Origin of the sequence: Thermovirga lienii (genome assembly GCF_036847465.1) — a bacterium.
In the GTDB taxonomy this organism is placed as follows: domain Bacteria; phylum Synergistota; class Synergistia; order Synergistales; family Thermovirgaceae; genus Thermovirga; species Thermovirga lienii.
This window is the reverse complement of sequence record NZ_DAITZW010000021.1, coordinates 1-22,922: the sequence shown is the minus strand read 5'-3', so window position 1 is coordinate 22,922 and position 22,922 is coordinate 1. Positions and strand designations below refer to the sequence as shown.

The window sequence follows — 22,922 nt, the reverse complement described above, 5'->3', positions numbered from 1 at the left end:
CATAGAAAAATCATTCCTGATTTAAATTCTTAAACTCCAACTCTCCATTGACCACCACAATCTCTACCTTCGATCCCTTTGAAATTTTCCCCTCCAACAGCATATCTGCCATCTTGTCCTCCACCATTCGTTGAAGGGTCCTTCTCAAAGGTCTAGCCCCGTACTTGGGGTCGTAGCCCTGCTCCAGCAGGAAAACCTTGGTTTCCTCGGGAACCATTATCTCCACACCCTGCTCCTTTAATCTTGTCGCCACCTCTTGCAGCATGATGTCCAATATTTGCAGAAGCTCATCTCGACCTAAAGGTTTGAATATGATTATGTCGTCAACCCTATTGAGAAACTCCGGACGAAAAGTTTTACGCAAAGCCTCCATTATGGAGCCCTTCATCTTGTTTAAGTCAAAAGTCTCCTCAGTGGATGCACTGAAGCCCAAAGAACGAGTCTTCATGAGATCTTGAGCTCCCACGTTACTGGTCATGACTATTACACTGTTCCTAAAATCAACCGTGTGCCCCTGTCCGTCCGTCAATCTTCCATCCTCCAATATTTGCAGGAGGATATTGAACACGTCGGGATGTGCCTTCTCGATCTCGTCAAACAAAACAACCGAATAAGGCCTCCTTCTCAAAGCTTCGGTAAGTTTGCCTCCCTCTTCGTATCCCACATAACCTGGAGGGGCGCCTATCAATTTGGCCACTTCGTGACGCTCCATATATTCGCTCATGTCAAAACGCACCATTGCATCTTCACTGCCAAACAAAAACTCCGCCAACGATCTGGCAAGTTCAGTCTTCCCTACGCCCGTGGGGCCCAAAAAGAGGAAACTGCCTATGGGGCGTTTGGGATCCTTCAAGCCGCTCCTTGCCCTTCGGATCGCCCGAGCAACTGCATTGACTGCATCGCACTGATTCACCATTCTCTTGTGTATCTCTTCCTCCATCCTCAGCAAACGGGCTGATTCTTCCTCCGTCAACTGTTGTACAGGTATTCCAGTCCACTCTGATACTATTTGGGCTATCTGCTCCTCATCAACCACGGGTTCCTCGTTATTTCTCCTTACTTGCCACTCTTGCCTTTTTATCTCTATCTGCTTGGATAATTGTCTTTCTCTGTCCCTTATATGAGCTGCCTTCTCAAACTCCTGGGAAGCCACTGCAGCTTCCTTCTCTTTTCTCAAGGCTTCAAGTTCCCGTTCCAGCTGCTTAATGTCCTCCGGCAGCTCCATGGTGTTCAGCCTGGCTCTCGCTGCGGCCTCGTCTATCAAGTCTATAGCCTTGTCCGGCAGGAAACGTTCGGTTATATACCTCTCGGATAGCTTGGCCGCGGCAACTAGAGCTTCGTCAGTTATCTTGGCCCTGTGGTGCGCCTCATACCTATCCCTGAGCCCCTCAAGTATCTTTATCGAATCCTCGACTGAGGGTTCGTCAACTTGAACCGGTTGGAATCTCCTCTCCAGAGCAGGGTCTTTCTCTATGTGCTTTCGGTACTCATCCAATGTCGTTGCTCCTATGACCTGAAACTCTCCTCTCGCCAAGCTGGGCTTAAGGATGTTTGCAGCATCAACGGCACCCTCTGCTCCACCAGCTCCCACTATGGTGTGAATCTCATCTATGAAAAGAACCACATCTTTGCTCTCTCTCAATTCTTTGACTAGCTTCCTCATCCTTTCCTCAAACTCTCCCCGATACTTGGTACCAGCAACAAGGTTGCCGACGTTTAGCTGTACAACTCTCTTTCCCTTTAAAACCTCAGGAACATCTCCAGAGATCACCTTCTGCGCCAATCCCTCCACTATGGCGGTCTTGCCGACTCCAGGATCCCCTATGAGAACAGGGTTGTTCTTCTTGCGCCTGGAAAGGATCTGGATAAGCCTTTGGATCTCCTTTGTCCTACCTACTACTGGATCCAGCTCACCTCTTTGCGCCATTTCCGTCAGATCTATCCCAAGTTGATCAAGGGTAGGCGTCCTAGAGCGTCCAGCCCCTTTCTGCTGGAGCTCTCCCCCTTCCCTGTATTCTCCTTCTTCCCCTTGCTCTACATTGGTAAGGACCGTCTTCACCTCGGCCCTGACCTTTTGAAGATCCAACCCCAGAGATTGCAATATCTGGGAGGCTATGCCTTCACCCTCGGAGATGAGTCCCAGCAACATATGCTCCGTTCCCACGTAATTTACTCCCATGTTCCTCGCTTCTCGCATGGCAAGGTCAAGTACCCTCTTGGCCCTTGGGCTGAGAGGTAAGTCTATGGGCTTTGCCTTAGGCTCTCCTCTACCAACTACCTGCTCTATCCTGGTCCTCACATCGTCGAGTTCCACCCCGAAGGACATCAAAACTCTGGCAGCGATGCCTTCACCTTCCGCCAAAAGTCCCAACAATATATGCTCTGTGCCTATAACATCATGCCCCATCTTAAGGGCTTCTTTATGTGCCAACTGAATGACCCTTTTCCCTCTCTCAGTGAAAAATTGCCACATATCCTGTACCTCCTCGCTGATACGTCTTTAGTTTTCTTTGCAATTTAAAAACCTGGACATTTTGTCTCTCAATATCTCTGCCCTCCTGGTTGCTATGTATCTTATGTCATTTATCTTTTCTTCCTCGCGGCTTTTGGAAAGGGCAATTACATGTCCAGGCTGAGAATTAAGGATCATGCGATTCAACTCACTTTTAGGTATCGGTGGTAAAATTCCCATTTCAGATCCCATTCTCACCTTCGATAGGAGTTCCAAAGCCTCCTTCACAGAAAGCTTCCGAGCACAGCTTACTATTCCAAAGCTCCTCCATATCTTATCGACAAAATCAATTCCTCTTTGTTTTATAAGCTTTTCCCTGGCAAAATGCTCTCGTTCAACTATTCCAAGGGCAACGCTATTGACCTTTTCCACCAATTCTTCCTCCGATAGCCCTAGGGTGACCTGATTGGAAACCTGAAAGAGACACCCTCCTGCTGGGGTACCTTCACCGTACATTCCTCTAACTGTCAACCCAACCCTGTTACACTCCCTGGCGACATGCCCCACGTGCCCCAAGGTGACTATGCCAGGGATATGCAGCATCACCGACGCGCGCAGCCCTGTCCCAGTATTTGTAGGGCAAGAGGAAAGGTAACCCCTTTCGCAGTTAAAAGCATAATCCAGGCATTCCAACTCCCCATCAACTTTCTTGGCAACGTGCCATGCTTCATGCAGTTGAAGGCCCCCCAAGAAGACCTGTATCCTCAAGTGATCTTCCTCGTTCAGCATTAAAGAAACTATTCCTCTATCGTCGAAAATCACAGCCCTACCTACATCGTCACCCCGTATAAAATTGGGGCTTACCAGATGGTTTTCCACCAAGACCATTCTCGCTATCTTGTCCATCTGCCTAAGCTTCAAAGTAGAACTACTCCTCAAAACCAAAGATTTGGAGACGGCCTCAACAACAAGGTCTTCTACTTCACACAGGGAATCTCTATCACATCTCCACGGGAAGGGATACTTCGCCAGGTTTCTAGCCAGGCGTATCCGGCTTGATAACACTATGAAGCTTTCATCGCCCCGACCCAAAACCCACTCTAGGGGCATGGAGGCAAGTTCAAGAGCATGCATTGCCGCGTTCCTCCAACATCTTTATGCGATCACGCAACTCTGCGGCCCTTTCGTATTCTTCTCTTTCCACAGCCATCTTCAATTGTGTCTTCAAAGACTGCAGATCATCCTTCAGTTCCTCGTCGGACACAATACCCGGTCTTGCCCCTCTATGCACTTCGCACCCATGAATATTCCTCAAAATTGCACCTAAATACCTTTCAAAAGCTCTATAACACTCGGCACAACCAAATTTCCCAACCTTTCTGAAGGTCTCCAAATCTATTCCACAATTAGGGCAAGCTATCTTTTCCTTTTTATCTGCCTCAGTTCCTTGATCAATCCCATCAGGCTCCACTGGCGAAAGGATCTTCCCCAGCAAGGAGCCAAATTTAAAATCCAGACCAATATCAGGAATGATGCCCTCGTTACTTAACGATTGGGCACATTTTTGGCATAAGTGATACTCCGAAATTACACCATCCTGCATGTGCTTTATGTGCAGTGTTGCTTCATTTTCGTTGCACCTTTCGCATCTCATCACTAGACCCCTCTATTGGTAAGCTAGGCCCTTGAGCATTCTCTTCAAAAGCTCTGCATGCATGGCCTCCCTTTTATATGGGGAGAGATCAAAAATGTCCCTTGCCATCTCCTCTTGAAAGCGAATAGCCATTTCTATTATCAATCGCTCCCGTTGAGATATAAAATTCCTCTGTTGCAGGTTGGCCAAAAGCTTCCGCGCCTCCTGCTCGCTGATCAAGTCCCCAACCAGCTCCTCCACGTGATTCGCCTTTTCCTCTGGCAGAGAAAGACAAAGCCTTATTATTCTTATGTAGCCGTGGCCTCCTCGCTGGCTCTCCACAATGTAGCCTCGCTCAGGAGTGAACCTGCTTCTTATTACATAATTTATCTGGCTCGGCACACAACCAAACTTCTCGGCAAGCTCTTTTCTACTCAGGAAGATTGATTCGTTTCCCTGCTCTTCTAAAAGTTTGTTGATATATCTTTCTATAAGTTTCGTGAGACTTGCCAAGGTAGACCCCTCCTTTGACTTATTTTGACAGCCTCATTATATAAAAATGGTCAATATAAGTCAAACAAAGGGCTTCATCTTTTGTTGCCCACCTTAAGCTCCTTGCCTTCCATTAGATTTCGGATGTTACTCCTGTGCCTAATTATCACTAAAAGTGCTAGAATTGCACCTCCATAGACGTAGTATGAGTGGGCGCCCAGTAACTTCATAAAAAGCGGCGCAAGGGACACTGAGAACATAGAGGCCACAGACACATACTTGGTAACCCGCATGGTCACATACCATACCGCTCCGGAAAGCAAGGCCCCTAAAGGGCAAAGAGCAAATAAAACTCCATATGTAGTTGAAACCCCCTTGCCACCTTTGAAACGTAGCCACACTGGAAAGTTATGACCCAAGACCGAAGCAATGCCAATAACCGTCAAAGCCATAGGATCCATCCCCAAAAGATGCTTGCACAGTAAAACCAGAGCTCCTCCCTTTGCCATGTCAAATATGGCTACTGATATTCCCCACGGCTTGCCCAACACTCTTGTCACGTTAGTTGCCCCTATGTTTCCTGAACCTACAGTTCTAATATCTATGTTCTTCTTCCACCGGACCAATAAGAAACCTACCGGTATGGAACCTAAAAGATACCCAACTATGGCTCCCAACACGGTCTCCATCATTGGGGGCCCCTCCTGAGTATCATTGCATCAATTGCCTTAATGCCATACCCCTCATCAAAAACGAACACAGGGTTCGCGTCTAACTCCTGGAGATCTTCCTCTATGCTGGCCAGGATAGATATTTTTTCTATGGCTTCCGCCAAGGCGCCTATGTCCTTCTTGTTCTGTCCCCTAGCTCCCGCCAACAGAGGATATCCCTTAAGCTCTTCAATCATCTTCTCGGCTTCCTTCTTCGATACAGGGGCTCTCCTAAGGGAGACATCTTTCAACACTTCGACATATATACCTCCAAGTCCCACAGCCACGATGGGACCGAAAAGCTCGTCCCTTTTGACTCCTATCATGAATTCCAGGCCTCCCGTTACCATCTCCTGTATCAGAACGCCATGAATATTTTCCCTAGCTGTCACTTTCGAGGCCTTTTCCATAAGACGTCCATAAGCGTTCCTAACCTCCTCTTGAGATCGTAAATTCAAAGCTACGACTCCTGCATCGGTCTTGTGAAGTATATCAGGGGACATAACTTTAAGAGCGACAGGGTAACCTATCTCATCCGCCGCCTCCAAGGCATCGTTCAAGTTCTCACACAACCGCTCCCTGGTTATAGGGACACCATAGGCTGCCAACACCTGCTTTGCTTCATATTCCGTCAATCTGGCCGGGTAATCTTTCAATACACCGGTTCTTCTTTCGAATTCTACCTCGTCCTCTTCCTCAAACATCCTGGAGCTTTCGTAGAGCTTAGACATGGCCCAGGCACATCTACGAGGACTCTGAAACAGGGGAACCCCTCCCTCTCTCAGATAGTCCAAAAACCTGCCCCCCTGCTCCCTGTTTATCAACCAGCAGCATGCGAAAGGCTTGGGACTCTTGTGAAAAATATTTTTTATGTCTTGGGCCACTCTATACCCCGATTCTCCTGTTATCATCGAGACCACTACGGTGACCATATCGATATTGGGACTTTCGATGACGGCTTCCACGCTGGAAGCAAACCCTTCAGGCTCGTTTATAACCTGAGCGGTCAAGTCTACTGGGTTTCTAGAAGAACCAAAGGGCGGAATGTGTTCTTCTATCTTTTTCTTGGCGTCATCTGGAAGTTCAGGGACCTCCAATCCCTCATCATAGGCCCTGTCCGCCATAATGATTCCTCCGCCCCCTGAGGTAGTCAAGATTCCTAGTCTTCTACCTTTGGGACGCTTTGGAGAGCCAAATATCTTTCCCAAATCCACTATATCTTGGGCATCTTCTATCTCTATGGCACCATATTGTTTGAATATGGTTCTCCATACTGCCTCATCTCCCGCCAATGCGGCCGTATGGCTTCTTACCGCTTCCTGGGCGGTGGGACTTCTACCTACTTTGAGTACCGCAACTGGCAGGTTCCTTTTTCTGGCCTTTGAAAGCAAATCTATGAAGCGGTTTCCGTCCTTTATACCCTCCATGTACATGACCAAAAGCCTTACTTCGGGATCGTCTGCAAAAGCCATACCAAAATCAATTACGTCCAAATCAGCTTGATTGCCTGTTGTAACTACGTAACGGAACCCAACTCCCCTCTCTGCCGCCATTGCAAAGGACGCAAAACCAAAGGCACCACTCTGTGACACATAAGCCACATGTCCCTTTGGTCTCGCATCAGAATCCAGTGAGGCTGAGAAGCTTAACGGAATGGAGGACACAAAATTGACTAACCCTTGACAATTGGGACCAAGTATCCTGGTACCACCTCTTTTTGCTATATCAATCAACTCATCTTGGGCCTGCTGGTTGTCGCTCTCGGCGAAACCGGAAGAAAATATTACAGCAAAGGGAACCCCTCGCTGAACACTCTGTTTTATGACCTGGGGCACCAATTCAGCTCTTACACCCACCAAAACAACATCGGGGGTTTCCGGCAACGAAGCGACGTCGGGATAACACGCCAAACCGTCTATTTCCTTGTACTTTGGGTTTACAGGATATATTTTACCCTTGTAGTTGTACCTTTTTAGAAGCTTAAGAGGTCGACCAGATATGCTTTCCATGTTGGCAGACGCACCCACTATGGCCACTGAGCCAGGTTCCATCAGCCTTTTGATATCTAATGTGCTATTTCCCATCACCTTAGCCTCCTTAAGTCAAAATAGCCCATTCTTCTACCAAGCTCTCTCGTAAATCAGGCGTATATCTTCAACCAACAGCTGCTTGGGGTTGTTGCCCAAAAGCCTCTTTTCTTCAAAAGCGGCCTCCGCCATCCTTGGAATGGCCTCTTTGGGAATACCAAGATCGCGCAACCTGGAGGGTACTTCTATAGCCTCTGCTAGTTTCATGACAAGATCTATTACATCGTCGGGGCAGATCTTCTTACTCTCCCTATCTTTCACAGGAGAAATCATGGCTTGTGCCATTTCCTCGTACAGCTTCTCATTTCCCGGGAGATTATACTCCAAAACGTGTCTTAGCATCACAGTATTGGCAACGCCATGAGGCACGTGGAATTCTCCTCCTAGAGGATACGCCAAAGCGTGCACGGCAGCCGTTCCTGCCATGGAAAAAGCCATCCCCGCCAACAGGCTTCCAAGGGAGACATTATATCTAGCTTGCCTGTCCTTCCCGTCCAGCACCGCTCTCTCAAGGAACCCATATATTTTCCTTATGGCGGAGAGAGACAACTCCCTACTAAGGGGATTTGAATTTATGGAAATAAATGACTCTATCCCATGTATCAATGCATCCATTCCAGTGCTGGCAGTAATATGCCTAGGAACTTCCCACGTAAGGACCGGGTCAACTATGGCCACGTCACACACAAGGTAAGGACTGACTATACCTTTCTTGACTTGCTCCTCTTTGAAAGTAAATATGGCAACTGGGGATACCTCTGAACCGCTTCCGGAGGTCGTGGGAAGCAGAATTACAGGCAACCCTTTTCGGGGAACTTTATTTATCCCTATAATTTGCTCTAGCACTACATCGTCCCACTTGGCCAAAACCCCTAAAACCTTGGTGAAATCCATGGTGCTTCCCCCACCTAACCCTATAAGGAGGTCGCACCCTTCTTTTCTTATCATGTTGGAAGCATCCTCCAACAGTTCTATAGGAGGTTCCGGCTCCACTCCGTGGAACATAAAGGGATTTAACCCAGCATCTTGGAGGGTACGCTTTATCTGCCCGAAAGCCTCTGTCTTTGGCATATTGGGCCCTGTTATCAAAGCAGGCCTTTTGGAACCTAGTTGCAATATATGCTCTGGAAGCTCCCTGGACTTACCTTCCCCAAAAATAACCTTGGATGGATAGTTAAAAACTATATCCTCTCTGTTCATGGCCCTCCTCCTTTCATCAAAAACAGTAAACCCTTTAAGGTGCAATAATGACCGTCATACCCTTCGTAACGTTTTTTACCAGTTCCAGCAAATCTTGATTCCTTAGGCGGATACACCCCTCCGTGGCTTTTGTACCTATAGAAGCGGGGTCGTGAGTTCCATGGATGCCTATACCTTTGTGAGGAGGAGTTTTTAATCTTATAAAGTAAGGACCGTATGCTCCCGCAATGGGCCCCTTCCCGTCTCCAAAGTCATGAACCCAATGTCTAGAGTCCTCCACAGACACTACGGAAAATATTCCCTCTGGAGTCCTCATGTCTCCTTCTTCCCTTTTGTCTCCGTCGTTTTTCCCTATGGCTACAGGATAGCGAGCAAGGACAACTTTTCCATCATACAAGGTCAGTGTAAAATCTCTCTTTCTCACCAAGATCCATTTTTTACCCTCCAAGCCATTAGCTTGAACAGCTTCATCAACATTAAAAAATTCGTTTACCGATGAGGAAGCTGAGGCTTCCTTGCATTCTCCAACATTGACCAGGCATGAACCTACTAAACCTCCAAAGTAGAACAATAAGACTAAAAACAAACATAACAGTGTTGTAATGATGGACTTAAAGGCGCTCATAACTACCCCCCTCTCCTAGCTATAAGGATAACAGCTTTGGTGTTAATTTCCCACCTTCTTGAAAATTTGTATATACTCTATGTAGCCATATAAGTTCCATGCACAAAAAGAGAGGAGTGCAAAGCGTTGCAAAAAGAAATCCAAGCCCTTATTGGAGCCATATTTATGGGAACTGGCGCTTATTTTTTGGCTTATTCATATGGCCCCCGCATATGGGGTAGGCGAAAGAAGGTCACAAAAAATTATCCTGAAGGTTTTTATAACCCTAAAGACACTGGCTCATCAGAGCGCAGAATACGCATAATAAAATCGGCATTGGCTGGCATCGCCATAGGAATAATGTTCTTTTTCTACTTTTACATGAAGTAATTTGCAGATAAAGTTCCAAAGACAACACATGCCACAGGGAGGAAAACAAATGACAGAAACTACAAAAAACAATAAAAACGCCCACACGAAACCTATACCTGAAAGGGAAAACCTGCCGGAACATTATAAATGGAGACTGGAAGATCTTTTCGAGACGATTGAAGATTGGGGAAAAGCAATCTCAGAATTAGAGAATTTGATAAAACAAATGGAAAGCTACAAGGGGAAAATAAAAGAAAGCCCCAAGAAGTTGCTGGAGTGCCTTAATCTAGCGGACGAGATAGGACAAAAAAGCGATAGAATATTAGTGTACGCCCATATGAAAAGCCATGAGGACACCAGAAAAGCCGAGGCTCAGTCGAACGCATATAAGGCCACGGCTCTATTCGTGCAGGCTCAGAAAGCATGCTCCTTTATCACCCCCGAAATTCTTCAAATGGGCGAAGAGAAAATAAACCAATACATCAAGTCTGAGAAAGGACTGGCGATATACGACTTTTTCCTCAAAGATATCCTGAGAAGACGGGCACACACGCTGGGGGCCTCGGAGGAATACCTTCTAGCAGGAGCTGGCGAGATAGCTCAAGGGCCGGAAAACATATTTTCGTCACTGACTAATGCTGATATAGAGTTTCCCCCCGTAACTGACAGTAGTGGAGAAACTATACCTTTATCCGAAGAGAGATTCAGCACCTTTTTAACCTCCAAGGATAGAACCCTCAGAAAAAATGCCTTCTGCGCACTTTTCAGCACTTATGGTAAATATAAGAACACCCTATCTGCAACGTACAACAGCGCTATAAGGGGGACATTGTTTTTCGCAAGGGCTAGAAAATTCAACTCCACCTTGGAGGCTTCACTCTTCAATGACGCCATCCCCCTTTCCGTATACCATCAACTTATCTCTCATGTAAATGACCACCTGGAGTACCTACACGAATACGTTTCCTTGAAGAAAAAAGCCCTAAACCTGGAAAAGATCCATATGTACGACATGTACGTAAACATAGCAGAAGAACCTTACGAAGATATCCCCTTTGAAGAAGCTCAAAAAATTGTGCTGGAGGCTTTGAGACCTCTAGGAAAGGAATATCTGCGTCTAGTTGAAGAGGGCTTTTCTTCCCGGTGGATAGACGTATATGAGAACAAAGGCAAACGGGGAGGGGCCTATTGCTGGGGCTGCTACGGAGCACACCCCTATGTTCTCCTAAATTACAACGGCAAATTAAAGGACGTATTCACCCTTGCTCATGAGATGGGGCACGCGATTCATCAGGCCTACACAAACTCTACACAGCCCTATGTGTACTCTGGACACAGCATCTTCGTTGCTGAAGTGGCATCCATAGTTAACGAAATCCTTCTCAACCTGGCCTTGACCCAAAAGGCTTCGACAAAAGAGGAAAAGAAATATTTCCTGCACGTTATGACAGAGCAAATAAGAACGACGGTGTTCAGGCAAACATTGTTCGCCGAATTTGAACTCGCAGTCCACCAAATGAGCCAAAGGGGCGAGATACCTTCCCATGAGACGTTCTGCTCCCTATGGATGGACCTAAACAAAAAATATTACGGTCAAAATATAGAGCTAGATCCTATCCTGTCCTTTGAATGGTCAAGGATTCCTCATTTTTATTCCCCATTCTACGTATATCAGTACGCCACTGGCTTTGCTGCTGCTTTAAACATAGTGAACCTGATCGTAGCCGAAGGGGAGAAAGCCCAGAAAGCATACATACAGTTCCTCAAAAGCGGCAAATCAGACTATCCCATAAACCTGCTGAAAAAAGTCGGAATAGACATGGTAAACGGAAAACCAGTGAAAGAAACAATGGAGTTCTTCTCTGAAAAACTGAAAAAACTAGAGGAGTTACTAAACTCTAAGTAAACGTCACTAAGGGCATCTTATTTTAACATTGAAGGGGCTCTACCAGAGAGAGCCCCTTCAAACCAGTCCAATTACTTTATATACTCATCAGTTTTCGAAAAGGTCTTTGAAAATCTCCGCCACCGATTCTTTCCTAGTCAACTTCGAAACGTTGGATCCACAGAAAAACAGCCCTTCTTCCCATCTGCCGAAGAAGGCGTCCACCAGTGCCTGGGCTATACAAAATGTCTTTTCGCCGTTTCTATACGAACAGTGGTGGACACAATTGGCAAAACAAGGCTTGCTCTCCACATCGCCTTTGAGATATCTTTCTATGAAGGGTGATAAAAGCACCCTACCGGGGATGCCTACAGGACTTTTGATTATCACTACTTCATTATCTTTAGCCCTCAAAATTATATCTTTGTATTCCTCCGATGCGTCTCCTTCTACAGCAACAGTAAACCGAGTTCCCATTTGCACACCACTTGCACCGAGTTCGAACATCCTCAACATATCTCTTCTGTCCCAAACTCCACCCGCAGCTATTATGGGGATGTCAACCTTCAATTCATCCTCCAAATAAGCTTTTATCTCTGGAAGGACTCTCTCGGGAGAAAACTCAGGGGAAAACACCTGATCCTCCTTGGTCACACCCAAATGGCCTCCAGCATAAAGGGGAGTCTCAACCACAAACCCGTCGGGCAATCTTCCATACTGTTTTTCCCATCGTTTTACAATTATTCTAACTGCCTTCAAGGAGCTGACTATGGGCACCAAGGCAACATCAGGAAAATCCTTGGTTATCCCAGGCAAGTTCAGAGGCGAGCCGGCACCCGAGATTATGACATCCGCGCCCCCCTCGCACGAAGCCCTTACCTGATCTTCATAGTCAGTCAGAGCTACCATTATATTGACAGCTATGACCCCCTCAGGAGCTTCCTTTCTTGCTTGCTGTAAGCATTTGATGATCTCCTTTTTATTGGCCTCAAAATAATTGCGTCCATTGTAATCAGGAGAAGTAACGGCAAGACCCACAGTAGCTATGGTTCCCACGCCTCCCGCTTTAGCCACCGCTCCTGCAAGCTTTGGTCCAGAAATCCTTACACCCATCCCTCCTTGTACCAAGGGAAACCTGGGTTTGTGTTTCCCCAATCTCAATTCAGGCATCAAGTTGACATCCTTACAATACAATAGATATACCCCCATTTCATTTATCTCTCTGGCTCTTACTTCTCTGATTTGACCAAAAACTACTACGAACCAGCTCTCTCAATATTTTGCTTGGTCATCGCCAACTGATAGTTATTACTCATTTTATTACATAAACCCAGAACTCCGTTTATATATTTACTACCGTTCCTACCCAAGTACCTTCCAAGAGCCTTTTTAACGTCATAAGAACTTGATTTCATATACCATGAAAAGATGTAAGTTCCAGCTAATATGTTGTTCCTAGGCAATAACAAATCCTGGAGACTCCTTATCTGTTTGAATGCCGCCTTCAAGCCTTTTTTGTGGACTCGCCAGTTAATCTGCATAAGACCATAAGCATACTTAGACCTTGCATTTTTGTTTACCGTAGACTCCTTAATTATCATCGATGCGATCAGAAAAGGATCCACACCGAAAAGTTTTGAAGCTTCCATGACGTAGCCAGAATACTCCCATGCTTCCTCCCTCTCTAACTTGCGATTGGCTTTCAGAAAACTTTCCATTATGACGGTTCTCTTCATCAGGTATTCAACTTGGATTTTATCCGATCCATCTTCAGCGCTTGTGCTTTTTTGCTCCAACCTAACCAAGTAGTCCCCCTCAGCCAGAGAAGGGTTAGGCAAAAACAACGTCAAACTCACTGCAATCAGAACCGCAACGATTGTGTATGAAAATATTCCTAGGTTATTCTTCAAATTGGTCCACTCCCTCATCAAATTGGCTGATTTAAAAACCAATCTAAAGTTTATCCTATAAAAAAGATGAGGGGCAAGCTTTTCTTTTCAGCTTGCCCCACCCTTTGAATATTAGATTAGATTTAAAGTGTCTAAAGTAGAGCCGTTGGCACGAACAAAACCCAATCGTCCCAGCTTCTCTGGGCCTCAACTCTAGCTGTGTTATGGGAAAACTTCATGTCCTTGGGAACCCAAATGGTTACGTCCTGACCTTCCAATGCAACGTAATTCGAAGTGGTTTCAGGCTTGCCACTCTCAACGAGAGCCACAGGCACCCTGCATCAACCACCTCCAATGGAGGCCTCTATCACGTACCCAACGCCCCCCTGAGAAGTCAAAACCTCTTTAGCCTTATCCGATACCTCTAACTTTAAACTCACCATGAACACCCTCCTTAACTGTGAAAATGACAGGGTCATTTATACCACCATAGGGTTATTTTATCAAGCAAAATCAAAAGATGTGGTAAAATTACCCTGCCATGACGCCTAGTACTGGAAAAAACGTAAACTTCAACAATCCAATAAAGGTACTTTATGAGGACGAATACCTGTTCGCTGTAGCTAAGCCTCCTGGGATGTTCGTTCATAGGACGGCTCTAAGCAGGGAAAGGGGATTTTTTTTGCTGCAGGAGGCTAGAAACCTTTATGGAAGTCACTTGTACCCAGTTCATAGGTTGGACAGACCCACCTCAGGAGTAGTCATTTTCGCAACAACCCCCCAAGTGGCCAAAGTTTTGGCTGAGTACTTCAGGAAGAAAGAAATAGAAAAATATTACATTGCCGTTGTGAGGGGTTGGACTGGCACCTCAGGCGTAATAGACTCTCATTTGGTTAAAATCACGGAAAATCCAACCCCGGTTGAGCAGCTCAAACAGCAAAAAGCAGTGACTAAATATGAAACCATCGCTAGAACCGAAATCCCTGTGGCTGTATCTAGATATCCAACTAGCCGTTACTCCTTGGTTCTTGCCAACCCCATCACGGGAAGGAGACATCAGATACGAAGACACTTCAAGCATATCTCACACCCAATAATAGGTGATGTGCTATATGGAGACGGAAAGCACAACAGGTTTTTCCGCGATAACTTTGGCATAAAAAGATTGCTTCTCCACTCCTTCAGCATGAAGTTTAAGCACCCTGTATATGGACACACAGTAAAAATAACATCCCCCCCTGGAGACGATTTTATGGAAGTATTGTCCAAGTTGGGATGGAAGGAAGTAATGGAGGCACTTTTAGCAAAATAGACAGCAAACAAAAAGCCCTGCCGTACGGCAGGGCTTTTTCTATCATCTATGGTGCGGAGGGGGAGACTCGAACTCCCACAGCCCGGAGGCCACTAGGCCCTCAACCTAGCGCGTCTACCTGTTCCGCCACCCCCGCATATCAAACGCGAGTGCAATTATAAAAAAGATGGCCCAAATCGTCAACCACGATTATTACAAACCTAAAAAATGAATCCAAATGGGCAAAGTGAAAACAGAAAAAATAGTAGTGGCGACCACTACCTGAGCACAGTATGGATAATCCATATCCATTCCTTTGGCCAAAACGAAATTGTTAACCGCCGAAGGCATGGCTGAAACAAGCACTATGGTCTTTATCAAGACACTTTCCACAGGCCAAACGCAAAATGCGCATAAAACTACTGCCGGGTGAATTACAAGCTTGATTATGGACTCCAGCCACGTATCTCCAAGGGCCTTAAGCATGTGCTCTATCTCCAACGATGCTCCTAAACTCAAAAGCGCTATGCCACTAGCGGTGTTACCTATTATCACGAATGCTGCATCCAGCCATTGGGGCAACTGGTTTAATCCTACAGTAGCTCCAGACACACCTAACAGACAACTCCAGATGAGAGGGTTTTTGAGAAGTTTTTTCCCAGTATCAAATATAGATCTCAACGACAGGGTACCACTAAGGGCCACCTGTGCCCAAGCTATGGTTATAATGTTATATCCTAAAAGCCCAACAGCCAGAAAAAGAGAAAGAGCATCCACTCCCTCTTGGCCTAGGGCCAATGTGACAGCAGGAATCCCCATGAATATGTTGTTTGCCCTCACTGAAATTAAAACAGTAACGGCTCTTCTTTCGTTCGACTTATGGCGTAATCTGGCTACAAACCACGCAAAAAAAGGAACGACCAAGAAAGGAACATGTATCCCCCAAAATAAATTTATGTTGTCTAGTATGCTTCCTCCGACCCTGAGGGTAGACCTAAAAAGTAAGACAGGCAGAACAACCCAATAAAGTAAATCGTTCAATTGAGCGACAAGACTTTTCTGAAGAATGCCTACCCTTTTTACCAAATAACCCACTGATATAACTATGAATAAAGGCAAAACTATGAAAATACTGTGCATTTTTAACCTCTCGCGAAATTACAAAAAGGGGCCATGCTCAGGTACACCAAGGCACCGCGCATGGCCCTCTCACACTTACCTGGATACTTAGAACGTCCTTCTTTCTTTGATTCTCGCAGCTTTACCGCTAAGTTTACGGAGGTAATACAGCTTAGCTCTCCTGACTTTTCCGTATCTGACAACCTCGATCTTCTCGATTGAAGGAGTGTAAAGGGGGAAAATTCTTTCCACTCCTATGCCACCAGACACCTTTCTTACAGTGAAGGTTTCCCTCACTCCACCATGCTTTCTGGCAATCACTACTCCTTCAAAGATCTGAATTCTTTCCCTATTTCCTTCTTTTACCTTGACATGAACCTTCACCGTATCTCCTGGCCTAAAATCAGGAATGTCCTTTCTTGCATATTTGCTCTCGACAAGCGCTATTTTCTGATCCATCATCTATCCCTCCCAATGGGAACTTCTTTTTTCCCCAAATCCTATGGTTTTTTCGAGTGCTACAGCTATGCTGTCCACTCCAGAAAGTATATCTCTTTCATAATCAACCCCCAGCGGATTTCCGAGGCAAACATCCGCCGACCTCTCCACCGGACATTGAAAACAAAAGACCACGGGACGACACATACCTAAAATCTTGATCTTTAACTCATTCCAATCAACTTCGTTGCCTTTGCTCTCGCTGCTTAATGCTACAACGTATGGTTTTTCTTTCTCCTTTTCCCTGATCCAACCAAAAGCTTTCGCTATGTCAGGTACCATTTTTACCATTTCATCGCAATTACCGAAATCAGGCTCTGTCTCTTTAAGCTTTGAGAGCAAATGTCTTACTCTATGCCTTTCCGTGACTTGCTTAAGTATCAAAATCACTTTTCTGCAGCCAGCCCTTTGGGCTATGGATATTGCATTCTTCAAAAGCTTTATTGCTACGTCGTCCGGAAGGTGCTCATCCTCGCCAAAGGCCTTCGAAGCATCTCCCAGAACAACATATAAACCTTTTTCCAAATAGGGAGTTAAAAAGGCTCCCTTTATTATATCGGGTCTTCTAGACAAAGTTCTAGCTACAGATTCCCTTCGCCGCCACCTGGCAACAGCCCCATGATCTCCCTTCAAAAGCACTTCTGGGACTTCTATCCCTCTCCACACAGAGGGCCGGGTATAGTGTGGATGATCCAATAACCCCTTGGCAAAAGAATCATCTTCGACCGCACTAGATTTACCCACTACGCCCTCTATCCGCCTGGAGACGGCGTCAACGACTATAAGGGCCGGAAGCTCACCACCTGTAAGTACGTAATCTCCCACCGACAGCTCCATGTCAGCATATAATTGAACGAAACGCTCATCGATGCCCTCATAATGTCCACAAACCAATATCAAATGTTTTTCTTTTGCAAGTGACTCCACCAGTGCTTGGTTCAACAGCTTGCCTTGAGGACTAAGGCATATAACCTTTGCGTCCGGGCTTTTAACAGAATCAACTGCTCTTGCCAGTGGTTCCGCTTTGAGGACCATGCCTCCCCCACCATACGCATAATCGTCTATTTGGTTATGTGGGGGTTCAGCAAACGATCTGGGATTGACAACGTCGTATTCCAGCAACCCTTTCTGGACAGCCTTCCCAATTATGCTGGTCGTAAAGTAGGACTCTATGAAATCGGGGAAAGCTGTGACCACAGAAAACCGCATCAATCCCACAATCCCTCCAAAAGCGAAACTAGCATCTGTTTTTTCTCCAGGTCTATGGATCCTACCATCTCCTTGGCAGCGGGGATCATCTTTTCTTCGCCTGAGGGGGTCTCAATCAGGAACACATCAACTCCTCCTGTAACAAGGACATCTTTGACGTGCCCCAACTCCTCAAGGGTTTCGCAGTCCCTCACAGTTAACCCTATAAGGTCGTCTATCCAATAATGACCTTCTGGCAGGGATACCCTCTCCTCTTTTCTTATCTTTATGATCAATCCCCGCAGGGCTTCCGCTTCTTCCCTGGTATTGACGTTCTCTGCCTTGGCCAAAACCAAACCCTTATCGACCTGGAAACGAACTGACAGCAACCGCAGCGTCGTCTTGTGAGAGCCTAAAGCCCCGTATAACCTCAGTTCTTCCATGGCTTTGAACCGCTCAGGAAAATCGGTCAAGGGTAAGATTTTAAACTCCCCTTTGACTCCATGCGCTCCCACAATCTTTCCTATTGCCGTCAAACCTAAATCCTTCACACCAAGCACCTCATTCTTCCAAAAGATCAACTTCCACCTTCTCATTGGGCTTAATGGAAGAAGCCTTGGCTATATAGCGTATTGCGTTTATAGTCACACCGCGCTTCCCTATTACCCTTCCAATGTCTTCTGGAGCTGTCCTTATCATGACCTTAACAACGCCATTTTCTGAACGCTTCGAAGTAACCTCCACGTCCTCAGGCTTAGTTACTATGTTTTTTACCAGAAAGCTAATCAGCTCTTCATATGCTGGCATCGCACACCTCTACTGCTTCTTGCCCGAGAGAAACTTCTCCCAAACTCCCGTTTTTACAAATAGGGCCTTCGCTGTCTCCGACGGCTGGGCACCGTTGAAAAGCCAATGAAGGGCTCTGTCCTCCTTGACGTTGATCTCCGCTGGGTCAGTCATCGGATTGTACGTCCCTATCTGTTCAATATACATACCATCTCTTGGTGCCCTAGCATCTGCCACTACCAAACGGTAGAACGGCCTTTTTTTGCGCCCGAAGCGGGCTAACCTTATCCTTACTGCCATCTAATACACCTCCTGATTTTTGCTGCTTATATCTAAATAGGTTCCCTTGGAACTCCCCACTCTACCTAAAGGGCAATCCCTTTGGGAGCCTAAATCCTTTGCCCTTGCGTCCCTTAAGCTGCTTAAATATCTCATTCATGTTCTTGTGATAACTTAGGACCTGGTTGACCATTTGGACCGATGTACCGGATCCATAAGCAATCCTTCTCCTCCTGCTGCCCTTTATGATCTTGGGGTTTCTTCTCTCCTCAGGAGTCATCGATAGGATCACGGCCTCTATGTGTTTTAACCTCTTGTCGTCCATCTCGCTACCAGCAAGCTCTTTAATTTTTCCTCCCCCTGGAAGCATCTCAACGATCTTCTCCAGGGGTCCCATGCGCTTTATCTGTCTTATCTGCTGAAGCAAATCTTCCATGGTCAATTTGCCTTTAGTGAGGCTCTTTGCGACCTTTTCCATATCCACGCCCTCGGCAGCTTCCCTTACCTTCTCCGCCAGGGCTTTAAGGTCGCCCATACCCAAAACCCTTTGGGCCATCTGTTCCGGATCAAAAACCTCTATATCATCCAGTTTCTCGCCAACACCTATATATTTGACTGGCACATCCGCCACGGCTTTTGCGCTAAGCAAAGCGCCTCCCCTGGCATCGCCGTCCATCTTTGTCAGGATCAATCCAGTCAAAGCCAGCTCGCCATGGAAGGCCTCCGCGACCCTTATGGCCTCTTGCCCCGTCATGGCATCCAAGACCAACATAATCTCCGTGGGACTTGCAATCTCCTTTATCTCTACGAGCTCTCGCATAAGTTCATCATCTATATGCAATCGACCCGCAGTGTCCAAAATGATCACATCATGTAACCTTGACGCAGCATATTCCATAGCGTCCCTGATGAGCTTTTTAAGATCACCTTCACCTGCCTTAGGACCAAAGAACCCCACCCCTGCAGTGTTTGCCAAAATTTGCAGCTGTTCTACCGCAGCAGGCCTCTTCAAATCGCAAGCTACAACCAAAGGTTTATGGCCTCCCTTGAGCTTTTTAGCTATCTTCACACAGGTGGTGGTCTTTCCCGCTCCTTGCAATCCGACCATCATGCAGACCGTAGGAGGCTTAGGGGCAAAAACAATACCTTTGGACGTTTTACCTCCCATCAAATTTACAAGCTCTTCGTATACTATGGCTTGTATCTGCTGAGCGGGAGTTATGGAATCCAAAACTTCCCTCTGGGTGGCCCTTTCTTTTATTTTTTGGGTGAGTTCCTTGGCAACCTTAAGGCTTACGTCGCCCTCCAGAAGGGCGCGCCTCACTTCCCTAACAGCTTCGGATACGTCCTCTTCCGTCAGCTTTCCTTTGTTTTTCAAAAGGCCTAGTGCTTTCTCAAATCGTTTTTTAAGGGTATCTAACATGAGATCACTCTTCCTCTTCTTCTATTTCCAGCCCAGTCAGTTTTTTTATCTCCAAAACCAAGTCCTCAGGCAAATCTACCCTGGATTCTTTACATATTTCCATAAGTTTAACGAGGCAATCGTTGTATCTTTGCTCTATGCCGGCAAAACCCAGTAGATTCTCCAACTTAACAAGCCTGGCTTTGGCCCTATTGTATAGGTCATGAACCCCTTGGCGAGTCATATTGAGCAGTTCCGCGGACTCCGCCAACGATAAATCCTCATCTTGGTGCATCTGAAAGGCAATCCTCTGCTTCTCCGTCAATAGGGCACCATAAACATCAAAAAGCCTATCCACTCGCGTTCTCTCTTCTAGGTCGTTTCTGTTCATGTAAGATCATTCTCCCATCGAACAGAGCGATTATAAGCGGGTACCACATGTGTGTCAAGCAATAAACCTTGACACACACAAGAGACATTCGCCATACACACACAACAAGGTGAGGGGGAAGTCCCTCACCTTGCTGGAAAACAGATTCTGATTTTTCTTTTGTTCAATGAGTATGAGGATGAGTATGCTCGTGAGAATGCCCCTCTGATTCTTCAGTCATTACTTTTTCTTCCAGCTTCTCTAAAGCACTCCACAGCAACCTTATTCCCTTCTGTTTATACTCTATGACATGGGAAAGGGCATGCTTTATCTCTTGATCCTCAATCATATGCCATCGAGCCACCACATCGTTCATCGAGTGAAGCTCTTCAGCCAAAGTCTCTCTCAATAGCTCTGCTATTGATAAAGGATCGTCTAAATGTTCATGGCCTATTGAATCGGGCGTAATAACTCTACACATGGTTATCCCTCCTATATGCTAGCAAAATCCATTTAATACTGTCTGCGCTTAAAATCACACCATCTAATATACCTCAAAACATTGAAAACACAAGCCTTTTCACGGATAATAATCAAGAAATCAGCTAAAAAACGGACAGGAGGTATTATGGAATGAACCCCATGTTAGAGAAGAACAAAGCCATTTGGGAAGAGACCAACAAAAAACTTGGAGAGTCTGTAGTAAAGGCTTTGGTTTCGAAAGGCTATAAAGCATATTATTTCCCATCCTCCAAGGAAGCAGCCCAAAAAATTCTTGAAATGATTCCCTCCGGCTCCACGGTGGGAGTTCCAGGCACATGCACCGTAAGGGAAATGGGACTCATGGAACTATTAGCAGAAAAAGGATGCACGATAAACCACCACTGGGACCCAAGCTTATCTCCGGAAGAAAGAAAAAAGAAACTACAGGAAGAGCTCTTGAGCGATTACTACATCACCAGCACCAATGCGCTGACCACGGACGGAACCTTTGTAAACATAGACGGCACAGGGAACCGAGTTGCAGGGATGGCCTGGGGTACAAATAAGCTAATCTTCGTGGTGGGCATAAACAAAATATGCCCTGACATTGAAAGTGCCATAAAAAGGGTCCATAACGTGGCCACTCCGCCAAACGCCATACGCCTAAACTACGACGTTCCCTGCACTAAGCTAGGTTATTGCGTGGACTGCAACAGCCCCAATAGGGTATGCAGGGCAACTTTGATCTTGGACCGGGCTCCCTTCGGAAGGGAAATCCATGTGTTCATAATAGGGGAGGCTCTAGGTTACTAATTTCAGCCTACAACCATGGGGGCTAGGATATACCTGCCCCCATTATGCTTTATAAGCTATCTACCTTCTCCATGTTTCAGGTAAGAACAGGATCATCACGGTGTATATCTCCAATCGGCCCAAAAGCATGCAAAAAGAGAGCACCCATTTGCCCGCCAAAGGAATGTGAGCATAGTTTTCCGCAGGACCTACAGTCCCTAACCCTGGCCCAATATTGCCGATGGTAGCGGCGACACTTGCTATAGAGGTCAAAACATCCACACCTAGGGCACTCATAAACAGCGCTGCAACAGCAAAAAGGCCTATGTACAATATGAAGAAGGCTGTTACAGAGCCAATGACATCTCTTTCTACTACTTGTCCTGCGGTCCTCACATGCAAAACAGCGGAAGGATGTAGAAGCCTCCTCAACTCGTTTTTGACATGGCGTAAAAGCAACATTATTCTAAGGTTCTTGATGCCTCCACCAGTAGAACCTGCACATCCTCCGACAAACATCAAAAAAAGGAGCATGTACTGCACATAGAAGGGCCACTTTTCATAATCCGCCGTAACGTAACCCGTGGTCGTTACGATGCTGACCACCTGAAAGGCTGCGTACCTCAAAGACTCCAGTAGGGATCCGTATGTCTCGCTGAAATATAGAAAACTGGTAGCAGTAGCTATACCCAAAAATATGACTATTGTGTAAAAACGAAATTCCTCGTCTTTCCACCACGCCTTAAGGTCCCCCCTCAGCATCATGTAATGCAGAGCAAAGTTTGCACCTGCCAGGAACATGAATATCGTAATGACCCAGTCGAAATAAGGGTTATTGTACTGCCCAATGCTCCCGTTGAGAGGGGAAAAACCTCCTGTGGCCATCGTGCCGAAAGTGTGGGTAAGGGATTCGAACAAGTTCATCCCTCCTCCCAACAACAAAGCAACCTCAAGGGCGGAAAGAAACACATAAACCCCCCACAACAGAAGTGCCGTCTGCTGAATCCGGGGAGTTAGCTTCTCTGGGACAGGTCCTGGAACCTCGGCTTTGTACAGCTGCATGCCACCGACCCCTAAAAAGGGTAAAACTGCAAGGCTCAAAACTATTATCCCCATGCCGCCTAGCCAGTGGGTCAAATCTCTCCAAAAGAGTATGCCTCTAGGGTTGGATTGTATATCTGTCAAAACGGAAGCCCCCGTGGTAGTAAATCCAGACATAGCCTCGAAGAAGGCATCCGTAAAAGTCTTCACTGTTCCATTGAACAGGTAAGGAAGTCCTCCTATAGCCGAGGCCACTATCCAAGATAAGGAAACTATAACGAAAGCTTCCCTCGCCAGTTACGTCCATATAATTGTGTAAAATTAAGAGCCAAGGCAAGGTCTCTGGTTT

Annotated in this window: 24 protein-coding genes, 1 tRNA gene and 1 pseudogene; 4 read left to right on the top strand and 22 right to left on the bottom strand. The window is 46.2% G+C overall.

Annotated elements, in window-relative coordinates:
- Window positions 1-10: 10 nt before the first annotated feature.
- The 8 genes from V7Z69_RS06685 to V7Z69_RS06650 form a co-directional block, all read right to left on the bottom strand.
- Window positions 11-2,473: an ATP-dependent Clp protease ATP-binding subunit gene (locus V7Z69_RS06685; protein WP_334139295.1), complete on the bottom strand. Its 2,463-nt coding sequence runs from the start codon at window positions 2,471-2,473 to the stop codon at window positions 11-13.
- 27 nt (window positions 2,474-2,500) lie between these two features.
- Window positions 2,501-3,586, bottom strand: coding sequence for a protein arginine kinase (locus V7Z69_RS06680; RefSeq protein ID WP_334139293.1), 1,086 nt, complete (start codon window positions 3,584-3,586; stop codon window positions 2,501-2,503).
- A complete protein-coding gene (locus tag V7Z69_RS06675; RefSeq protein WP_334139291.1) occupies window positions 3,573-4,106 on the bottom strand; it encodes a UvrB/UvrC motif-containing protein in 534 nt (177 codons plus the stop codon). Before V7Z69_RS06675 ends, V7Z69_RS06680 begins: the two co-directional genes overlap by 14 nt.
- A gap of 12 nt (window positions 4,107-4,118) precedes the next feature.
- Window positions 4,119-4,598 carry a CtsR family transcriptional regulator gene (locus V7Z69_RS06670; protein ID WP_014163545.1) on the bottom strand — a complete coding sequence of 160 codons (480 nt, stop codon included), beginning with the start codon at window positions 4,596-4,598 and terminating at the stop codon, window positions 4,119-4,121.
- 74 nt (window positions 4,599-4,672) lie between these two features.
- Window positions 4,673-5,269, bottom strand: a complete 597-nt coding sequence (plsY, locus tag V7Z69_RS06665; protein WP_334139288.1) for a glycerol-3-phosphate 1-O-acyltransferase PlsY — start codon at window positions 5,267-5,269, stop codon at window positions 4,673-4,675.
- A complete protein-coding gene (locus V7Z69_RS06660) occupies window positions 5,266-7,371 on the bottom strand; it encodes an acetate--CoA ligase family protein (RefSeq protein ID WP_334139286.1) in 2,106 nt (701 codons plus the stop codon). The genes plsY and V7Z69_RS06660 overlap by 4 nt, the downstream gene beginning before the upstream one ends.
- 36 nt (window positions 7,372-7,407) lie before the next feature.
- Window positions 7,408-8,574 (bottom strand): iron-containing alcohol dehydrogenase, encoded by a 1,167-nt coding sequence (locus V7Z69_RS06655; protein ID WP_334139285.1) that lies wholly within the window; start codon window positions 8,572-8,574, stop codon window positions 7,408-7,410.
- Window positions 8,575-8,608: 34 nt separating this feature from the next.
- Complete coding sequence (locus V7Z69_RS06650; protein ID WP_014163549.1) at window positions 8,609-9,199, bottom strand: L,D-transpeptidase; 591 nt, start codon at window positions 9,197-9,199, stop codon at window positions 8,609-8,611.
- Between the two features lie 126 nt (window positions 9,200-9,325).
- Here V7Z69_RS06650 and V7Z69_RS06645 point away from each other — a divergent pair, with 126 nt between their 5' ends.
- Window positions 9,326-9,568 (top strand): hypothetical protein, encoded by a 243-nt coding sequence (locus tag V7Z69_RS06645; RefSeq protein ID WP_014163550.1) that lies wholly within the window; start codon window positions 9,326-9,328, stop codon window positions 9,566-9,568.
- A 49-nt stretch (window positions 9,569-9,617) separates the two neighbouring features.
- Window positions 9,618-11,456: an oligoendopeptidase F gene (gene pepF / locus V7Z69_RS06640; protein WP_014163551.1), complete on the top strand. Its 1,839-nt coding sequence runs from the start codon at window positions 9,618-9,620 to the stop codon at window positions 11,454-11,456.
- Window positions 11,457-11,543: 87 nt separating this feature from the next.
- Here pepF and V7Z69_RS06635 read toward each other — a convergent pair whose 3' ends face one another.
- From V7Z69_RS06635 to V7Z69_RS06625, 3 genes are all read right to left on the bottom strand, one after another.
- Window positions 11,544-12,605, bottom strand: coding sequence for an NAD(P)H-dependent flavin oxidoreductase (locus V7Z69_RS06635; RefSeq protein ID WP_334139304.1), 1,062 nt, complete (start codon window positions 12,603-12,605; stop codon window positions 11,544-11,546).
- A gap of 86 nt (window positions 12,606-12,691) precedes the next feature.
- A complete protein-coding gene (locus tag V7Z69_RS06630; RefSeq protein WP_334139283.1) occupies window positions 12,692-13,345 on the bottom strand; it encodes a transglycosylase SLT domain-containing protein in 654 nt (217 codons plus the stop codon).
- A 131-nt stretch (window positions 13,346-13,476) separates the two neighbouring features.
- Window positions 13,477-13,659 (bottom strand): hypothetical protein, encoded by a 183-nt coding sequence (locus tag V7Z69_RS06625; RefSeq protein ID WP_014163554.1) that lies wholly within the window; start codon window positions 13,657-13,659, stop codon window positions 13,477-13,479.
- A 206-nt stretch (window positions 13,660-13,865) separates the two neighbouring features.
- Here V7Z69_RS06625 and V7Z69_RS06620 point away from each other — a divergent pair, with 206 nt between their 5' ends.
- Window positions 13,866-14,636 carry a pseudouridine synthase gene (locus V7Z69_RS06620; RefSeq protein WP_334139281.1) on the top strand — a complete coding sequence of 257 codons (771 nt, stop codon included), beginning with the start codon at window positions 13,866-13,868 and terminating at the stop codon, window positions 14,634-14,636.
- A gap of 49 nt (window positions 14,637-14,685) precedes the next feature.
- Here V7Z69_RS06620 and V7Z69_RS06615 read toward each other — a convergent pair.
- From V7Z69_RS06615 to V7Z69_RS06570, 10 genes are all read right to left on the bottom strand, one after another.
- Window positions 14,686-14,772, bottom strand: a tRNA-Leu gene (locus V7Z69_RS06615).
- 56 nt (window positions 14,773-14,828) lie between these two features.
- Window positions 14,829-15,755, bottom strand: a complete 927-nt coding sequence (locus V7Z69_RS06610) for an AEC family transporter (protein WP_334139279.1) — start codon at window positions 15,753-15,755, stop codon at window positions 14,829-14,831.
- An 87-nt stretch (window positions 15,756-15,842) separates the two neighbouring features.
- Window positions 15,843-16,193, bottom strand: coding sequence for a 50S ribosomal protein L19 (rplS, locus tag V7Z69_RS06605; RefSeq protein ID WP_014163558.1), 351 nt, complete (start codon window positions 16,191-16,193; stop codon window positions 15,843-15,845).
- Between the two features lie 3 nt (window positions 16,194-16,196).
- On the bottom strand, window positions 16,197-17,441 hold the full coding sequence (gene trmD / locus V7Z69_RS06600; protein WP_334139303.1) for a tRNA (guanosine(37)-N1)-methyltransferase TrmD: 1,245 nt from the start codon (window positions 17,439-17,441) through the stop codon (window positions 16,197-16,199).
- On the bottom strand, window positions 17,441-18,016 hold the full coding sequence (rimM, locus tag V7Z69_RS06595; protein WP_081468112.1) for a ribosome maturation factor RimM: 576 nt from the start codon (window positions 18,014-18,016) through the stop codon (window positions 17,441-17,443). The genes trmD and rimM overlap by 1 nt, the downstream gene beginning before the upstream one ends.
- On the bottom strand, window positions 17,982-18,227 hold the full coding sequence (locus V7Z69_RS06590; protein WP_014163561.1) for a KH domain-containing protein: 246 nt from the start codon (window positions 18,225-18,227) through the stop codon (window positions 17,982-17,984). The genes rimM and V7Z69_RS06590 overlap by 35 nt, the downstream gene beginning before the upstream one ends.
- A 9-nt stretch (window positions 18,228-18,236) precedes the next feature.
- On the bottom strand, window positions 18,237-18,506 hold the full coding sequence (gene rpsP / locus V7Z69_RS06585) for a 30S ribosomal protein S16 (protein ID WP_014163562.1): 270 nt from the start codon (window positions 18,504-18,506) through the stop codon (window positions 18,237-18,239).
- A gap of 61 nt (window positions 18,507-18,567) precedes the next feature.
- Window positions 18,568-19,908 (bottom strand): signal recognition particle protein, encoded by a 1,341-nt coding sequence (gene ffh / locus V7Z69_RS06580; RefSeq protein WP_334139276.1) that lies wholly within the window; start codon window positions 19,906-19,908, stop codon window positions 18,568-18,570.
- Between the two features lie 4 nt (window positions 19,909-19,912).
- Window positions 19,913-20,278, bottom strand: a complete 366-nt coding sequence (locus V7Z69_RS06575; RefSeq protein WP_334139274.1) for a sigma factor-like helix-turn-helix DNA-binding protein — start codon at window positions 20,276-20,278, stop codon at window positions 19,913-19,915.
- 163 nt (window positions 20,279-20,441) lie between these two features.
- Complete coding sequence (locus tag V7Z69_RS06570) at window positions 20,442-20,738, bottom strand: hypothetical protein (protein WP_334139272.1); 297 nt, start codon at window positions 20,736-20,738, stop codon at window positions 20,442-20,444.
- A gap of 152 nt (window positions 20,739-20,890) precedes the next feature.
- Here V7Z69_RS06570 and V7Z69_RS06565 point away from each other — a divergent pair, with 152 nt between their 5' ends.
- Window positions 20,891-21,553, top strand: coding sequence for a lactate utilization protein (locus V7Z69_RS06565; RefSeq protein WP_014163566.1), 663 nt, complete (start codon window positions 20,891-20,893; stop codon window positions 21,551-21,553).
- Between the two features lie 60 nt (window positions 21,554-21,613).
- On the opposite strand, the pseudogene V7Z69_RS06560 reads toward V7Z69_RS06565, so the two are convergent.
- Window positions 21,614-22,864: pseudogene (locus V7Z69_RS06560) on the bottom strand (TrkH family potassium uptake protein); the annotation flags it as partial.
- Window positions 22,865-22,922 lie beyond the last annotated feature (58 nt).

What these genes read in the sequence shown, in the direction of transcription:
- V7Z69_RS06685 (WP_334139295.1), bottom strand. Translation starts at nt 2,473, where the DNA reads ATGTGGCAATTTTTCACTGAGAGAGGGAAAAGGGTCATTCAGTTGGCA.
- V7Z69_RS06680 (WP_334139293.1), bottom strand. Translation starts at nt 3,586, where the DNA reads ATGCATGCTCTTGAACTTGCCTCCATGCCCCTAGAGTGGGTTTTGGGT.
- V7Z69_RS06675 (WP_334139291.1), bottom strand. Translation starts at nt 4,106, where the DNA reads ATGAGATGCGAAAGGTGCAACGAAAATGAAGCAACACTGCACATAAAG.
- plsY (WP_334139288.1), bottom strand. Translation starts at nt 5,269, where the DNA reads ATGATGGAGACCGTGTTGGGAGCCATAGTTGGGTATCTTTTAGGTTCC.
- V7Z69_RS06660 (WP_334139286.1), bottom strand. Translation starts at nt 7,371, where the DNA reads ATGGGAAATAGCACATTAGATATCAAAAGGCTGATGGAACCTGGCTCA.
- V7Z69_RS06655 (WP_334139285.1), bottom strand. Translation starts at nt 8,574, where the DNA reads ATGAACAGAGAGGATATAGTTTTTAACTATCCATCCAAGGTTATTTTT.
- V7Z69_RS06650 (WP_014163549.1), bottom strand. Translation starts at nt 9,199, where the DNA reads ATGAGCGCCTTTAAGTCCATCATTACAACACTGTTATGTTTGTTTTTA.
- pepF (WP_014163551.1), top strand. Translation starts at nt 9,618, where the DNA reads ATGACAGAAACTACAAAAAACAATAAAAACGCCCACACGAAACCTATA.
- V7Z69_RS06635 (WP_334139304.1), bottom strand. Translation starts at nt 12,605, where the DNA reads ATGCCTGAATTGAGATTGGGGAAACACAAACCCAGGTTTCCCTTGGTA.
- V7Z69_RS06620 (WP_334139281.1), top strand. Translation starts at nt 13,866, where the DNA reads ATGACGCCTAGTACTGGAAAAAACGTAAACTTCAACAATCCAATAAAG.
- V7Z69_RS06610 (WP_334139279.1), bottom strand. Translation starts at nt 15,755, where the DNA reads ATGCACAGTATTTTCATAGTTTTGCCTTTATTCATAGTTATATCAGTG.
- rplS (WP_014163558.1), bottom strand. Translation starts at nt 16,193, where the DNA reads ATGGATCAGAAAATAGCGCTTGTCGAGAGCAAATATGCAAGAAAGGAC.
- trmD (WP_334139303.1), bottom strand. Translation starts at nt 17,441, where the DNA reads ATGCGGTTTTCTGTGGTCACAGCTTTCCCCGATTTCATAGAGTCCTAC.
- rimM (WP_081468112.1), bottom strand. Translation starts at nt 18,016, where the DNA reads ATGAGAAGGTGGAAGTTGATCTTTTGGAAGAATGAGGTGCTTGGTGTG.
- V7Z69_RS06590 (WP_014163561.1), bottom strand. Translation starts at nt 18,227, where the DNA reads ATGCCAGCATATGAAGAGCTGATTAGCTTTCTGGTAAAAAACATAGTA.
- rpsP (WP_014163562.1), bottom strand. Translation starts at nt 18,506, where the DNA reads ATGGCAGTAAGGATAAGGTTAGCCCGCTTCGGGCGCAAAAAAAGGCCG.
- ffh (WP_334139276.1), bottom strand. Translation starts at nt 19,908, where the DNA reads ATGTTAGATACCCTTAAAAAACGATTTGAGAAAGCACTAGGCCTTTTG.
- V7Z69_RS06575 (WP_334139274.1), bottom strand. Translation starts at nt 20,278, where the DNA reads ATGAACAGAAACGACCTAGAAGAGAGAACGCGAGTGGATAGGCTTTTT.
- V7Z69_RS06570 (WP_334139272.1), bottom strand. Translation starts at nt 20,738, where the DNA reads ATGTGTAGAGTTATTACGCCCGATTCAATAGGCCATGAACATTTAGAC.
- V7Z69_RS06565 (WP_014163566.1), top strand. Translation starts at nt 20,891, where the DNA reads ATGAACCCCATGTTAGAGAAGAACAAAGCCATTTGGGAAGAGACCAAC.